We start from the raw sequence: 14,842 nt of genomic DNA, 5'->3' as shown, positions 1-14,842 counted from the left end.
TTCCAACTTATTTTCGATTTCGTAACCATAAAACAAATATATTGATAAATAGCAACAAACCTAACAAAACAATCATCCCAGCTGCTGCTACATACTGAAATTCTTCTTGTGGCCTACTCATCCAATTAAAAATTTGAATTGGTAGAACTGTAAATCTATCAAACATACTAAATGGAACATAATTTGCAAACGCAAGTGCCCCAATAACTAATAGTGGTGCAGCCTCTCCAATTGCTCTTGATATCGCTAACGTACAGCCCGTTATAATCCCTGGGAAAGCATATGGCAATACAATTTGATACATCGTTTGCCACTTCGTAGCACCTAATCCGTAAGAACCCTCTAATAAAACACTTGGTACTGATCGAATTGCTTCTTGACTCGCCACAACAACTGTTGGTAAAACGAGTAGACTCATCGTCAATGCTGCTGCAACTATACTCTCTCCTAAATGAAGAGCATATACAAAAATAGTTAAACCAAGCAATCCAAATACAACGGATGGTACTCCTGCCAACGTTTGATTATTAATCTCTATTATTTTTTTAAATAGAGATTCCTTCGCATATTGCTCTAAATAAAGTGCTGTTCCAACTCCAAATATAAAAGAAACAGGTATAACAATACTCATAAATAATATTGTCCCTGACAAAGCTGCAGCAATACCAGCTTCTTTCGGATTACGTGAAGCGAAATTTGTAAAGAAATCTATTGAAAGATAACTTATACCTTTTTCAACAATTTGAAACAGTAACAAAAACAAAATTACGATTGAAAATAAAATTGCTATATAAAATAACAATTTGTAAATTCGATCTTTTAAAAAGCGTGATGCCATATTTTTTTGTATTTTTTTATGATTCAACATTCGCATATTATGTCATCCTCCTAAAACGGCGCATAATTGACTGCGAAATGATGTTCATAATAAAGGTAAACAAAAATAACGTTGCGCCTACAGCATACATGCTGTAATACGTAATCGTTCCATGCGGAGCATCACCTAAACTTACTTGCACAATATAGGCTGTTAACGTTTGAATAGAATGTGTCGGATCAAGCGATACATTTGGTGTGGATCCTGCTGCAATTACAACGATCATCGTTTCACCAATTGCACGAGAAGCTGCTAATATAATTGCTGCCATAATCCCTGTAAAAGCGGACGGAAACACCACTTGTTTTACCATTTCAAACCGCGTCGCTCCGAGTGCTAATGAAGCTTCTTTCGTCCCTTTCGCCACAGCTCTCATCGCGTCTTCAGATAGAGATGCAATTGTAGGCATCATCATAAATCCGATAACGATTCCTGGACTAATCGCATTAAAAAACTGTAAATCTGGTATAATCCTTTGTAAAAGCGGTGTAACAACTGTTAATGCAAAAAAACCATATACAATTGTCGGGATACCTGCTAATAGCTCTAACATCGGCTTTAATATTTTCCGTGCACTATTTGAAGCATATTCGCTTAAAAATACGGCACACGCTAAACCGATAGGAATTGCTACAAACATAGCAATTGCTGTTACAAGGAACGTTCCACATATAAGTGGTAATATACCGAATTTAGGATCTTCAAAAAATGGTAACCATTCTTTCTCCGTTAAAAAGGAGTATAATGATATTTTTTGAAAAAACATGATTGTTTCATTAGAGAGCGTAAAAACAATTCCAAGTGTCGTCACAATAGAAACACTAGCAATTATTTTTAGTAATAAAGGCACTATTCGATTGATTCGCTGCGTTTTTTTTCTTTGTTTTGTATTTCTTTCAATCAAATGTTGTACAGAAAATGTAATTTGACTTTTGTCATTATGAGCCAAAGATGAAAACCCCTTTCCACCCTGACATTACCTTTTTATTTCTGTTAACATACGCAGCTGTTCATTGTATTTTTCTTTTCTTAATTTTACATATCCGACCTCTTCAGCGAGGTTACCGACATGCTGAATCATAAACTCAACATAGTTTGCTACATTCATTTTATTTCGGATAGATGCATTATTCACATAAGTAAGTAGCGGCCTAGATAACGGCTTATACTTACCTGATTGAATGGTCTCTTTCGTCGGAAATACACCATTTACTTTTATTGCTTTCACCTTATCTCGATTAGCCATATAATAAGCATATCCTACAAAAGCAATGGCATGTTTATCATTCATTACCCCTTGCATAATAACTTGATCATCTTCAGACAAAGAGACTTTTTTTACAATGCGATGATTTTGTAAGATGACATTTTGAAAATAATCATACGTACCAGAGTCTACGCCTGGTGCATAAAACTTCACTTGTTCACGTGGCCATGTTGAATAAATTTGTGACCATCGCTTCTCTCTTCCATCTTCACTCCAAAGTAGTCGTAACTCGTCTACTGACATATCGTCTACCCATGTATTATGGCGATTCACAACAATCGTAAGACCGTCGTTAGCAACCTCAAAAGGTGTGAACTGAATAGAGTTTTTCTTCATTTCATTTTTCTCGACTTGTTTCATTACTCTCGAAGCATTATTTATATCTACTTCTCCTTTACTGAAACGATTAAATCCTCCCCCAGTTCCAGAAATACTGATGGAAATTTTCACGTCTGGATGCACCTTTGTATATTCCTCCGCTACTGCTTCTATAATAGGAAAAACCGTTGAGGATCCATCAACTCTCACTTCTCCCGTATCATTTAAAGCAAATGCAGTAGACATTTCAAAACAGAGGAACCATATTGATAATACGAAAACTTTAATCGGTGTACGCATCCATTTCACGTGTTCTTCCTCCTAGAAGTAACCGGAAATAACAGGATTACAGATATAAGAATACTGCTAAACTATTAATTCGGTTTTAATTGTTTGTAAAAGTTTTGTAAAGTTCCACAAAAATCAACATACGGTACAATTTTAATTCAGTAGTAGCTATTCATTTCCTCTGATGATTTCCCTATAAAACAGTTATCCCCTATCCCATCATATACAAGTATCATTTATACGGCCGCGTTTTTTCAATGTTGTATACTTGTCCACATTTATTACACGATATGCATAAACCATAAAAAAAAGCACACTATCTTTTCAGATAGTGTGCTTTTTTACAACTTTTTTATTCATCATCTTGCTCTTTATTTTTATTGTCTTTATCATCTTTTGGAGCTTCACCATTTACTTCCTTGTTTTTCAAATCAAAGTAAGCGTCCATAATTTCACGACCAATATATCCATTAATACCAGTCTTATCATCATGTACCCATGGAACGACAACAGAGAATGCTACTTCTGGATCTTCAAGTGGCGCATAACCTACTAATGTTAAGTTATATGTTTCCACGCGTTCACCTTTTGCATTTCTACCAATCTCTTTATCTCCACCATACACAGTTTGCGCCGTACCCGTCTTCCCTGCCGCTTTATATTTTGCACCTGTAAAGTATTTTGTAGCTGTACCACCTGAATCATTATACACTTGTCTAAATCCTTCTTGAACATGTTTAATTTGCGATTCCGGCATATCAATACGATTTAATACTTTCGGTTCCATAGATTGAACAACTTTCCCAACTTCATCTGGTTTCACTGCCGGTTGACGAATTTCTTTTACAACTTGTGGTTGCATGCGATATCCGCCATTGGCAATCGTCGAAATATATTGCGCTAATTGAAGCGGTGTATACGTATCATACTGTCCAATTGATAAATCTAGTAAGAAACCTGGTTGACTACTTCTACCCATCTGACCAGCAGATTCATTCGGTAAATCAATTCCTGTTTTTACACCAAGTCCAAACTGTCCAAAATAATAACGCATCGTATCAAATGCTTTTTGAGGTATATCTAACGTACCACCTCTCACATATTTAACACCGGCGATATTCATCGCTGTTTTAAACATATAAACGTTAGAAGACATTTTTAAAGCTGTAAGGTCATTAATGTATCCCATCGTTTTCCAAGACGACTTCGTAGGTGTACCTTTTAATTTAATTGGTTCATCCAATTGCACCGATCCTGGTTGAATCGCACCAGTTTGATATCCAGTAAGTACTGTTGCACCTTTTACAGTTGATCCCATCGGATAAGAACTTGTCATGGTACCTAATGCAAAGTCATTTACTTTCGTTTGACCATCTTCGTTAACTAATTGTTTCCCCGCCATAGATAAAACTTCACCATTTTTTGGGTTCATCATTACAACGAATGCGCGATCTAAAAGAGGTTCGCTTCCTTTAAATCTCATTAAATTCTTCGCAAGAATATCTTCCACACGCTTTTGTAATTCCATATCAATTGTTAAATTCAGATCATTACCACTTTGTCCTTTTGATACATTAATCGTTTCTAAAATATTACCGTTTTTATCTGTAACATTTCTAACTTCTGCTTTCGTACCGTGCAGACTATCTTCATACTGTTGTTCAAGATAACTTTTTCCTACTCGGTCATTTCGATTATAATCACGAACAAGATAGTAATCTAGTCTTTCTCTCGGTAAGCCTTCATCAGATGTCGACACCCCACCTAGTACACTTCGGAATAAATCATCGTACGTATATTTTCGCTCCCAATCAACATTCGTATCTACACCTGGTAATGCTGCTAGGTTTTCACTAATAATCGAATATTCCTTTTCTGTAGCATCCTTTTTAATAACTTGAGGTGTCATTGCATATCCGCCGTCCATCTTACTTTTAATCGCTAGTATTTCTAGATCTTTTGCGGATAATTGATTAATCTCTTCTTCTGTTACACGACTTCGCTGACGCTCGTCTAATTCTTTATCATCAATTTTTTTATCTTTAAACTCTTGACGATCTTTATTCGTAATTTTTTCTTTAGCTTCCTCTTTATGCATAGCAAGCCAATAATCTTTTTTATCGCGATCTGTTAATTTATCTGTCGGTACTTCAATCAAATCTGCTAGCTTTTTCGCTGTTTCTAAGCGATCTTCTGCAGTTGATCCTTTCATTTTTGTAAATGTAATAGTACGAACGGCTGCATTATCTACTACAGGTCGCCCATAACGGTCAAATATTTTCCCACGCGGTACAGGATTACTTATCGTTGAGTTTTCTTTCTTCTCCACTTCATTCTTATATTCTTCACCGCGAACAATTTGTACATATCCGAGCCTTACAATAACCGCGGAGAACATTAAAAACACGCAGAAAAACAGCACGTTTAACCGAAAAGGAACGTGGGTCTTTTTCTTATTTTGCTTCTGCTTCTTGCTCATACAAACCCCCTCTACCAACAGCTATGTAATGTGAAAGGGACACCTTCATACAGGTGTCCTCACTGCTGTCTTACATCTTTTTCTATTCTAGCATAAAACAAACGAGAAGTTAACCTTCTGGTTCAGTTTGATTTTGCGCGTTCCCTTGCGTTACAACACTTGCTTTACTCGCATTTCCCTCATCATATTTGACATTTTTAACTGCAAAATAAATAAGAAAATGTCCAGCACCTAAAATACATAATAAGTAAGGTAAACTTTTTTCAGGTGGAAAGAATAGTACAGCACATAAAAAACTTAAAATGGAACAGATTCTTCCGGCGTTTAACCACAACTCCCGAACAACGACATATTCCACACGCCATTCTCTCGCATTTTTCGCTCTACCAATTACGTCATATGTCATTGATCCGTACGGAACAAGTAAAATAGGATATGCAATTGCAATACATGCCGCATAAATAAGTAATTTCGTGTATGTAACATTGAAAATAACTAAAAAGACGACAGCATATAAAATAATGCCTCCAAGTAAAATTGCTTTTTTTCGCCACTCCTTCTTTAACATACGAGCAACTAAGTAATAACATACAAAGGATACAGCAGAGTTCACTAAACTGTATTTCCCTAATGCAAACTCACTATTAGTTGCTAAATAAACATATACTGAAATGACAAAAATAAACGTTCCTTCTCTCAATCCTTGGAAAAAATGAGCTCGTGTAATCTTTCCCCAATTTTTATCAATCCGTCGTTCTTTCAATACTTGCACGATTTCATAACGACCTTCACATTCTCTTTTAGATAAAAAGAAGCTTAAGACGACAGCAATTGCAAATAGAACTAATGAAAGAAAGAATATAACAGTATAGCCACTCCATTTCTCCATACGTGAAATTGTGTATCCTGCTGCTATTGGTCCAATCATTCCAGAGAAGGATGTAAGAAGTCCAAGAAACCCATTAAAGAAATCTCTTGTTTCTGGTTCTGTAATTTCAAATGTCAATAAGTTAAAAGCCAACCAGTAAAAACCGTATCCTACTCCTAAAAGAGCCCCCATTAATAAAATATACTGAGAAGCACTTTTCCCTGCTACTAAGACAACAATAAAAAAAATTGCGAGCGTTCCTACTCCTATTCGTAATAAAATCGAGCGATCGATACGTTTCGCTAATTTTCCCCCTACAAGAAATGTGAGAGGCTGTAATACCACGCTGGCTAAATTATACAAGCCAAGATTCACATAATTTTGTGTTTGTTTCCATAAATAAATATTTACAAACGTATTCGATAAAGAAATTGCGAGCGTGTATAAACCTCCTATAAGGAGCAATAACACTAAATCCCGATTCACTTCAACGTCACCAATTATATGTTTCCATTTCATACACAACTCTCCTTTACTTCATGTTCTAGTCTTCCAAAGACAAGCCCAATTATGTAAAAGGAAAGCATAGAAAAAAGCTAGGAGCTCTCCCCTAGCTTTTTCTATATTTATTACGATTATTTTGCTTCTTGGTAACGTTTTTCAGCAGCGTTCCAATCTACAACGTTCCAGAATGCGCCGATGTAGTCTGGACGACGGTTTTGGTAGTTTAAGTAGTAAGCATGCTCCCAAACATCTAAACCGATAACTGGAGTTTTACCTTCAGTTAAAGGAGAATCTTGGTTTGGAGTGCTTGTTACTTCTAACTCACCATTGTTTACTACTAACCAAGCCCAACCAGAACCGAAGCGAGTTGCGCCAGCTTTTGCGAATTCTTCTTTGAATGCATCGAAGCTACCGAATTTTGCTTCAATTGCAGTTGCAAGTTCACCTACAGGTTGTCCTCCGCCGTTTGGAGATAGGATTGTCCAGAAGAATGTATGGTTAGCATGTCCGCCACCATTGTTACGTACTGCTGTACGGATTGCTTCTGGTACTTCGTTTAAGTTTGCAACTAATTCTTCTACGCTTTTGTCAGCTAATTCTGCATGACCTTCTAAAGCAGCGTTTAAGTTTGTAATGTACGTGTTGTGATGTTTTGTATGATGGATGTTCATTGTTTCTTTGTCAAAGTGAGGCTCTAAAGCATCATACGCATAAGGTAAATTTGGTAATTCGTGTTTTGCCATTGTTATATTCCTCCCAGTTTATGTATTGCCACTTAAGTGACATACAACTTCATTCTACCCTAATTGCCATAGGGTGCAAACAAATAAATCACATTGTCTTGCTATCATTAAAGTAGCAAAATTCCCACTTCTTTTCAATTAAAATGCTCATATATTCCGTAAAAAAAGCTTCCTTCTACAAGGAAGCTTCCTGCTAACATAATAAACATGCGAAATGGATATGGACCCTGTAGGACTCGAACCTACGACCGGACGGTTATGAGCCGTCTGCTCTAACCAGCTGAGCTAAGGGTCCACAATTATGTATGTAACAACATATCAAATAAAGGAATTCCTATCGGATATGCTCTTTAAGAAATGTAAGATAAATTTACCATATAGAAAAGAAAAGTGTCAATTGTATTTTTCTTATTTAAAAGAAGAAAGTTAATAAAAGAAATTTAGTTATCTCCACTATATGTAAATATAATATATCTTGAGATTCTCTAGATTCCTACGTTACAATGATTTTATACATACATAAAGGAAGTGAATCTATGTCCATATTTACCCAATTCGTAAAAAGCATATACTCGCCTAAAGATATGGCGCTATTCCGTTTTCAAAAAATCGGTAAAACCATTTTGTATATTATGCTACTTTGCTTAATTACTACTATTCCAAGAACTTTTTTGTACGGTAGTTTTATCCAGGATGGTGTTGGCATGGTAAATCAAGTCATCGATAAAGATTTACCTGATTTTAAAATCGAAAATGGCGAACTAAAAGCTGATATTGATCAACCTATTGAAAAAGAAGAAGGAAATACACTTTTCGTATTTGATCCAAATTCAACAGACCTAGAAAAATATCAAAATAAAACAGGTTTATTTGTTTTAAAAGATAAAGTAGTCTCTATGGGAAATGGTCAAACACAAACGTATTCTTATAACGATTTGTTAGGTGCATCTCTTGAGAAAAAAGATCTACAAGAATTTATTTCTTTATTCGATAATATTTATCCAATTTTATTATTTGTTATTGGATTCTTAGTGTACCTATTCCAATTATTCATAACTTTTGTAGGCGTGACTTTACTTGCGTTCATCGGTTCTGCTATGAGCGGTCAACGTAAACTATCCTATAAACAAGTTTGGACACTAACTGCATACAGCTACACAATTCCAACAATCTTCTTTATGATTATGGATGCATGCAAGATTGTCGTACCTGGATCAACATTCATCTATATCGCAGTTGTTTTAATTGTTCTGTACTTAACAATTAAAGAAGTTCCAAAACCGAAAGAAAAATAAGAACGAAAAAAAATGCCTAAATAGGCATTTTTTTTTTGGACAAGCATATATTCCTAGCAAAGGAGTGAAGAATATGAAGAGATTAGGTATATTCCTATTCGTGCTTGTTCTCGGTTATATATTTTATTACGATATAAAAATCGGTACTTTACCGATGTTAAGTTCATATAAAAAAACAACTGCTGCTCAAACAATTAAAAAAGAAAACACAGACAGTCAACAAAATAAAGCGAACAAAACAGAAAAAGAAACGGATGTATCTTATAAAACAATTGAAGTAAAAACTGGTGAGACAGTTCTTTCTATTACAGAACAAATTAACAAGAAAAAAATTCCTTCCATAGAAAAAGTCATTGACGACTTTAAACAATTAAACAAAAGTACCTCTGCTACAAAAATACAAATTGGAAAGTCTTATAAATTCCCGTTATATCAATAAGCTATCACTTAATCCTTGTCAATTACATAAAGGCGCTGATACAATAGTAAAAGTGAAACCGAGTACTTCGGTTTCTATAGCCCTATATCACGTATACTATCATTGATATGAGGGACTAAATAAGAAACTTCTTTTATAAGGAGAGCGATCTATTCGTGAATGAAATGACTCATCGTACAAAAACACGTCCAGTTAAAGTCGGTAATTTAACAATCGGCGGTAATAATGAATTAATTATACAAAGTATGACAACAACAAAAACACATGATGTTGAAGCAACAGTTGCTGAAATCAAGCGTTTAGAAGAAGCCGGCTGTCAAGTCGTCCGCGTTGCCGTTCCAGATGAACGCGCAGCAGATGCTATTGCTGATATAAAAAAACAAATCAACATTCCACTTGTTGCTGATATTCATTTTGATTATCGCCTTGCTTTAAAAGCAATTGAAGGTGGCATCGATAAAGTACGTATCAATCCAGGTAATATTGGTCGTCGCCATAAAGTAGAAGCTGTTGTAAATGCAGCAAAAGAGCGCGGTATTCCAATCCGTATCGGTGTAAACGCTGGTTCATTAGAGCGACACATTTTAGAAAAGTACGGGTACCCAACTGCAGATGGTATGGTTGAGAGCGCGCTACATCATATTAAAATTTTAGAGGACTTAGATTTCCACGATATTATCGTATCTATGAAAGCCTCTGATGTTAACTTAGCAATCGAAGCATACGAGAAAGCTGCTCGTGCTTTTGATTATCCATTACATTTAGGTATTACAGAATCTGGAACATTGTTTGCCGGAACTGTAAAAAGTGCTGCTGGTCTTGGAGCAATCTTAAATAAAGGCATCGGAAATACACTACGTATTTCATTAAGTGCTGATCCAGTTGAAGAGGTAAAAGTTGCTCGCGAATTATTAAAATCATTCGGTCTTGCGTCTAATGCAGCAACACTTATCTCTTGTCCAACTTGTGGTCGTATTGAAATCGATTTAATTAGCATTGCTAACGAAGTGGAAGAATACATCTCTACACTTCAAGTACCAATTAAAGTTGCAGTACTTGGTTGCGCTGTAAATGGCCCTGGTGAAGCTCGTGAAGCTGATATCGGTATTGCCGGTGCACGTGGAGAGGGATTATTATTCCGTAAAGGGCAAGTCGTTCGTAAAGTGCCAGAAGAAATAATGGTAGAAGAACTGAAAAAAGAAATCGACGTAATTGCTGCTGAAATGGCTGCTGAACGAGAAAAAGAAAAAGAAAAAGAGACACAAGAACAATAAAAAGAAGGTTGCCACAATATTTGTGAGCAACCTTCTTTTCTACGTAAAAAAGCTCGTCAGTTATATAACCGACGAGCTTTTACTTTGCACATTTTGGACAACGACCATATATTTCAAACTTATGACCCGTTACTTCATAACCGGTAAAATCTTTATTCATAAAATCCATTGGGCAGGAAGTAATCTCTTTCGTTCCCCCACAATCCAAACAAATAAAATGATGATGATGTTCCATAATAGAACAAGTAAAACGAAAATGTTTTTCACCATTTAATTCCGTTTGTTCTAAAACACCAATCTCAGCAAAAACTGTTAAGTTACGATAAATCGTATCAAAACTAAGCCCTGGATAATCGTCCTTCATATGCTCTAAAACGTCTTTCGCAGTTAAATAACGATTATGTGCTGCAAATAATCTGAGCATCTCTTCTCTTTTTCCAGTATGTTTGTATCCTTTTTCTTTCATTAGGCGTAAAGCTTCTGTTAGATTCATACCTATCCCTACTTTATGCAGTTTTTTTCTTCTTCCATAAAATCGCACCGATTAAAATAAGAACTGCTATCATAACAATTGTACCACCTGGCGCTAGATCAAGTTGATACGAAGCAAACATTCCACCAATTACTGCAATTTCACCAAATAAAATGGAAAAGAAAATTGTTTGTTTAAATCCTTTAGCAATACGAATACTTGCTGCAACTGGTAACGTCATTAATGATGATACCAGAAGAACCCCCACTACACGCATTGATACTGCAATGACAAGAGCAACTAATATAATGAAAATAAAGTGAATCCATTTCGCTCTTAAACCAGTTGATACTGCGTATTCCTCATCAAATGATAATAGAAACAGCTCTTTATATAATAAAATAATTGTCGCAACAACAACAATTGCTACAATCCCAATAATAATTAAATCTGTACTTGTTACAGCACTGACACTACCAAATAAATAACTAAATAAGTCTGTGTTAAATCCATTTGCAAGTGAAATGAAAATAACTCCAACCCCCATCCCTGCCGAAAGGATAATTGGAATTGCTAATTCTTGATAGTGCTTATATACAGTTCGTAACTTTTCGATTAGTAGCGCTCCACCAATCGAGAAAATCATCCCCATATATAAGGGGTTTAAAAATCCACCTGTAAAAATGGTTTTTTCAAGTAATAAACTTGCTGCAATACCCGATAACGTCACGTGACTTAATGCATCCGCAATAAGAGATAAACGACGAATAACAACAAACACACCAATTAGCGGTGCAACAAGTCCAATTAAAATACCAGCGTATAAAGAATTACGTAAAAAGTCATATTGTAAAAAATCTTGTATCATTATATCCTCCCGTGATGCTCATGTTCGTGTTCTAAACGATGAACATGATGTCCATATAAGACGGACATTTCTGCATCTTCTAACTCTCGGAACTTCTCTACATTTCCATGGAAATGTAGATGTTGGTTTAGGCATGCAACATGTGTTACTTTTTCAGTAACAGCTCCCATATCATGAGTAACAAGAATTAATGTGATCCCGAGCCTTTTGTTTAAATCCTCTAATATTTCGTAAAAACTTTCCACATTTTTCACATCGATTCCAACAGTAGGCTCGTCCAAAATAAGCAATTCAGGATCACTAACGAGCGCACGAGCAATAAATACACGCTGTTGCTGTCCACCAGAAAGCTCTCCAATGTTACGACCTTGAAACTCACTCATCCCTACATCAGCAATTGCTTTTTCTACCTTTTTCTTATCCTCTTTTGTGAAAAAGCGAAAAAGCCCTTTTTTCGAAACAAGTCCCATTGACACAACTTCAGAAACAGTTGCTGGAAAACCAGAATTGAAACTATTTGCCTTTTGGGATACATAACCAACTTTGTTCCATTCCTTAAACTTCTTACTATCAACGCCAAACACGCGAATGCTTCCTTCTTTTGGCTTTAAAACACCTAATAAACACTTAAGTAAAGTTGATTTACCTGAACCATTCGGTCCCACTAAACCTAAAAAAGCTCCCTTCGGAACTTGCAAATTAATATTTTCTAACACATTCCGATCTTCATATCGGAATGTTAAACCTTCAATTTCTAATATATTATTCATAGCATCTCACCTATTTTAATTCAGAATGATTCCGATTTATATCTATTTGAATTATAGTACAGCTTATTATAGTTGTAAACCAATCTGCCTAAAATATATCTATTTTTTCAAGAAACCTTACTATTATAACAAAAAGCAGAGAAAAATTCTCTGCTTCCGAAAAATATTCCTATAAACTTTTTAGTGAATAGCCGATTTAAACTTACCACCATTTGTCTCTTGCGTGCTCATAATCGTAACAAATGCATTTTCATCAATTTCATGCACAATTGATTTTAACTTCGTCACTTCTAGACGCGTTACAACTGCATAAATAACTTCTTTTTCTTTATCCGTGTAACCACCTTTCGCTACAAGCTTTGTAGTTCCACGGCCAAGACGATGCAAAATCGCGTTTGATACTTCCTCATATTGATCAGATACAATTAAAACCGCCTTCGTTTCATCTAGCCCTTGAATTACTGTATCGATCGTTTTAAATGCGATATAGTACGTCATAACAGAATACATCGCTTGTTCCACACCAAACACAAATGCTGCCCATGCAAAAATAAATAAGTTCACAAACATTACGAATTCACCAACAGAGAATGGTAATTTCTTCGTTAATAAAATCCCCATAATTTCAGTTCCATCTAGCGATCCACCATGACGAATTACAAGTCCTACACCAAGACCTAAAATAAGACCACCAAACACTGTCGCTAAAATAGGTTCTGTTGTAAATGGTGGTACCGCATGTAACGTTGACTCAATGAAAGCTAACGCTACAATACCAAATGTCGAAGATAACATAAATGTTTTTCCAATTTGCTTATAACCGGAATACATAAATGGGATATTGAGAACAACGACTAAAGTAGAAAAACTTAACCACCAAATGTTAGGAGTAAGATAATCTAATATAAGAGAAATACCAATAATTCCACCATCAATAATTTTATTTGGCATTAAAAATAGTTCAATTGCTACCGCCGCGCATGCTGCTCCAAAAATAATCATAACTAAACGATAAATGAGATGAATAACACTTTCTTTTCGATGTTGCTTTTGCTCCATAAGTCCTCCCTTTACTCTTTTTCTGTAGTTTTGTCCTTATATTATAACATACGCTTCTTTTCCTCATGAAAAAGAAACTCCACACGAATATGTACAAGCTATATGCTCATATATTTCGATAGAAGAACGCGTGAAGGAGGATAATAAGATGAACCTCATTAAACAAATTGTTAATAAAAAATTAAATCATATTTCTACAAAAGAGCTATTAAAATATAGCAAAGAATATGAAGTTCCCATTACAGCCGCACAAGCTGATCAAATCGTTTTACTTATGAAGGGTAAAAATATTAATATTTACGATAACAACGAGCGACTAGAGCTTTTAAAACAAATCGCAAAAGTAACTTCCCCTGCCACTGCCCAACAAGTAAATACATTATTTCAGCAACTACTAAAATAAGGAGGGGATTTCCCCCTCCTTATTGCGCTTTAATTTTTTCAAGAAGCCCTTCATCAAAAGTGCCGTTTTTCAGCATTTCGATTTCCAATTTGTATGGTGGCTTCTTATCTTTTTTATCTTCCCCTACATACGGTGTTTCAAGAATTTTTGGTACATGCATTAACTGTGGATGATGTACAATGTGATGCAATGCTTTATACCCAATGTGACCAAATCCAATGTTTTCATGACGGTCTTTTCCTGCTCCGCGTACATTTTTACTATCATTAATATGAAGTACTTGTAAACGATCTATACCAACGATCTTATCAAATTCGTTTAATACGCCGTCAAAGTCATTTACAATATCATATCCTGCATCGTGCGTATGACACGTATCAAAGCATACAGATAGCTTTTCATTATATTTTACACCATCAATAATCTTTGCAATTTCTTCAAAGCTACGACCGCATTCTGTTCCTTTTCCTGCCATCGTCTCTAACGCAATGTTAACCGTCTGTTCTGGCGTTAATACTTCATTAAGCCCTTTAATAATTTGTTGAATACCAGCATCTGCTCCAGCACCAACGTGCGCTCCTGGGTGAAGAACAATTTGTTTCGCTACACCTAATGCCGATGTTCTTTCAATTTCCATGCGAAGAAAGTCTACGCCTAATTGGAATGTTTCTGGCTTCGTCGTATTCCCAACATTAATAATATACGGCGCATGGACGATAATTTCCTCAATTCCGTTCAGCTCCATATGTTTTCTTCCTGCTTCTATGTTCAATTCTTCAATTGGTTTTCTTCGTGTATTTTGCGGTGCACCTGTATAAATCATAAACGTTGTTGCACCGTATGAAACAGCCTCTTCACTTGCTGCTAATAACATTTTCTTACCACTCATGGAAACATGAGATCCAATCTTTAACATAC

The 14,842-nt window shown here is 35.6% G+C and carries 15 protein-coding genes and 1 tRNA gene; 4 read left to right on the top strand and 12 right to left on the bottom strand.

What is annotated here, in order from left to right; all coding sequences use genetic code 11:
• Positions 1–7: 7 nt before the first annotated feature.
• The 7 genes from pstA to ACTFRM_RS16185 form a co-directional block, all read right to left on the bottom strand.
• Positions 8–874, bottom strand: coding sequence for a phosphate ABC transporter permease PstA (gene pstA / locus ACTFRM_RS16215; RefSeq protein WP_001242557.1), 867 nt, complete (start codon positions 872–874; stop codon positions 8–10).
• 1 nt (position 875) lies between these two features.
• On the bottom strand, positions 876–1,826 hold the full coding sequence (gene pstC / locus ACTFRM_RS16210) for a phosphate ABC transporter permease subunit PstC (protein WP_000940918.1): 951 nt from the start codon (positions 1,824–1,826) through the stop codon (positions 876–878).
• Between the two features lie 27 nt (positions 1,827–1,853).
• On the bottom strand, positions 1,854–2,771 hold the full coding sequence (locus tag ACTFRM_RS16205; RefSeq protein WP_102955918.1) for a PstS family phosphate ABC transporter substrate-binding protein: 918 nt from the start codon (positions 2,769–2,771) through the stop codon (positions 1,854–1,856).
• 331 nt (positions 2,772–3,102) lie between these two features.
• Entirely contained in the window at positions 3,103–5,229 is a 2,127-nt protein-coding gene (locus ACTFRM_RS16200) for a peptidoglycan D,D-transpeptidase FtsI family protein (protein ID WP_000038992.1), read from the bottom strand.
• Positions 5,230–5,338: 109 nt separating this feature from the next.
• The gene (locus ACTFRM_RS16195) at positions 5,339–6,616 is read right to left on the bottom strand and encodes an MFS transporter (RefSeq protein WP_000871384.1); all 1,278 of its coding nucleotides are present in this window, start codon (positions 6,614–6,616) and stop codon (positions 5,339–5,341) included.
• 116 nt (positions 6,617–6,732) lie between these two features.
• Positions 6,733–7,344 (bottom strand): superoxide dismutase [Mn], encoded by a 612-nt coding sequence (gene sodA, locus ACTFRM_RS16190; RefSeq protein ID WP_001052031.1) that lies wholly within the window; start codon positions 7,342–7,344, stop codon positions 6,733–6,735.
• 221 nt (positions 7,345–7,565) lie between these two features.
• Positions 7,566–7,639 (bottom strand) — tRNA-Ile (locus ACTFRM_RS16185).
• Between the two features lie 241 nt (positions 7,640–7,880).
• On the opposite strand from ACTFRM_RS16185, the gene yqgB reads away from it, so the two are divergent.
• From yqgB to ispG, 3 genes are all read left to right on the top strand, one after another.
• The gene (gene yqgB / locus ACTFRM_RS16180; RefSeq protein WP_000021897.1) at positions 7,881–8,639 is read left to right on the top strand and encodes a protein YqgB; all 759 of its coding nucleotides are present in this window, start codon (positions 7,881–7,883) and stop codon (positions 8,637–8,639) included.
• A 73-nt stretch (positions 8,640–8,712) separates the two neighbouring features.
• A complete protein-coding gene (gene yqfZ, locus ACTFRM_RS16175; RefSeq protein WP_000825414.1) occupies positions 8,713–9,078 on the top strand; it encodes a protein YqfZ in 366 nt (121 codons plus the stop codon).
• Positions 9,079–9,242: 164 nt separating this feature from the next.
• On the top strand, positions 9,243–10,352 hold the full coding sequence (gene ispG / locus ACTFRM_RS16170; protein WP_139848869.1) for a flavodoxin-dependent (E)-4-hydroxy-3-methylbut-2-enyl-diphosphate synthase: 1,110 nt from the start codon (positions 9,243–9,245) through the stop codon (positions 10,350–10,352).
• A gap of 79 nt (positions 10,353–10,431) precedes the next feature.
• Here the strand turns inward: ispG and ACTFRM_RS16165 are convergent, their stop codons facing one another.
• The 4 genes from ACTFRM_RS16165 to ACTFRM_RS16150 all read right to left on the bottom strand — a co-directional run bounded on the left by ACTFRM_RS16165 (position 10,432) and on the right by ACTFRM_RS16150 (position 13,521).
• A complete protein-coding gene (locus ACTFRM_RS16165) occupies positions 10,432–10,845 on the bottom strand; it encodes a Fur family transcriptional regulator (RefSeq protein WP_001054516.1) in 414 nt (137 codons plus the stop codon).
• 13 nt (positions 10,846–10,858) lie between these two features.
• Complete coding sequence (locus ACTFRM_RS16160) at positions 10,859–11,692, bottom strand: metal ABC transporter permease (RefSeq protein WP_000613815.1); 834 nt, start codon at positions 11,690–11,692, stop codon at positions 10,859–10,861.
• A complete protein-coding gene (locus tag ACTFRM_RS16155) occupies positions 11,692–12,462 on the bottom strand; it encodes a metal ABC transporter ATP-binding protein (RefSeq protein ID WP_001059662.1) in 771 nt (256 codons plus the stop codon). Before ACTFRM_RS16155 ends, ACTFRM_RS16160 begins: the two co-directional genes overlap by 1 nt.
• Before the next feature lie 180 nt (positions 12,463–12,642).
• Complete coding sequence (locus tag ACTFRM_RS16150) at positions 12,643–13,521, bottom strand: YitT family protein (RefSeq protein ID WP_000435963.1); 879 nt, start codon at positions 13,519–13,521, stop codon at positions 12,643–12,645.
• 148 nt (positions 13,522–13,669) lie between these two features.
• Between ACTFRM_RS16150 and ACTFRM_RS16145 the strand changes: the two genes are divergently transcribed.
• Positions 13,670–13,924 carry a DUF2624 domain-containing protein gene (locus tag ACTFRM_RS16145; RefSeq protein ID WP_001048954.1) on the top strand — a complete coding sequence of 85 codons (255 nt, stop codon included), beginning with the start codon at positions 13,670–13,672 and terminating at the stop codon, positions 13,922–13,924.
• A gap of 19 nt (positions 13,925–13,943) precedes the next feature.
• Here ACTFRM_RS16145 and ACTFRM_RS16140 read toward each other — a convergent pair whose 3' ends face one another.
• Complete coding sequence (locus ACTFRM_RS16140) at positions 13,944–14,840, bottom strand: deoxyribonuclease IV (RefSeq protein WP_000912460.1); 897 nt, start codon at positions 14,838–14,840, stop codon at positions 13,944–13,946.
• Positions 14,841–14,842 lie beyond the last annotated feature (2 nt).

The sequence above is a fragment of the Bacillus cereus group sp. MYBK227-1 genome, from assembly GCF_051916325.1.
In the GTDB taxonomy this organism is placed as follows: Bacteria; Bacillota; Bacilli; order Bacillales; family Bacillaceae_G; genus Bacillus_A; species Bacillus_A cereus.
This window is presented reverse-complemented; position numbering and strand designations above follow the sequence as displayed.

Excerpts from the sequence above, each read along its gene's own strand:
- sodA (WP_001052031.1), bottom strand. The coding sequence starts at position 7,344 with ATGGCAAAACACGAATTACCAAATTTACCTTATGCGTATGATGCTTTA.
- ispG (WP_139848869.1), top strand. The coding sequence starts at position 9,243 with ATGACTCATCGTACAAAAACACGTCCAGTTAAAGTCGGTAATTTAACA.
- pstA (WP_001242557.1), bottom strand. The coding sequence starts at position 874 with ATGCGAATGTTGAATCATAAAAAAATACAAAAAAATATGGCATCACGC.
- ACTFRM_RS16165 (WP_001054516.1), bottom strand. The coding sequence starts at position 10,845 with ATGAATCTAACAGAAGCTTTACGCCTAATGAAAGAAAAAGGATACAAA.
- ACTFRM_RS16195 (WP_000871384.1), bottom strand. The coding sequence starts at position 6,616 with ATGAAATGGAAACATATAATTGGTGACGTTGAAGTGAATCGGGATTTA.
- ACTFRM_RS16155 (WP_001059662.1), bottom strand. The coding sequence starts at position 12,462 with ATGAATAATATATTAGAAATTGAAGGTTTAACATTCCGATATGAAGAT.
- yqgB (WP_000021897.1), top strand. The coding sequence starts at position 7,881 with ATGTCCATATTTACCCAATTCGTAAAAAGCATATACTCGCCTAAAGAT.
- ACTFRM_RS16200 (WP_000038992.1), bottom strand. The coding sequence starts at position 5,229 with ATGAGCAAGAAGCAGAAGCAAAATAAGAAAAAGACCCACGTTCCTTTT.
- ACTFRM_RS16145 (WP_001048954.1), top strand. The coding sequence starts at position 13,670 with ATGAACCTCATTAAACAAATTGTTAATAAAAAATTAAATCATATTTCT.
- ACTFRM_RS16150 (WP_000435963.1), bottom strand. The coding sequence starts at position 13,521 with ATGGAGCAAAAGCAACATCGAAAAGAAAGTGTTATTCATCTCATTTAT.
- ACTFRM_RS16140 (WP_000912460.1), bottom strand. The coding sequence starts at position 14,840 with ATGTTAAAGATTGGATCTCATGTTTCCATGAGTGGTAAGAAAATGTTA.
- ACTFRM_RS16160 (WP_000613815.1), bottom strand. The coding sequence starts at position 11,692 with ATGATACAAGATTTTTTACAATATGACTTTTTACGTAATTCTTTATAC.
- yqfZ (WP_000825414.1), top strand. The coding sequence starts at position 8,713 with ATGAAGAGATTAGGTATATTCCTATTCGTGCTTGTTCTCGGTTATATA.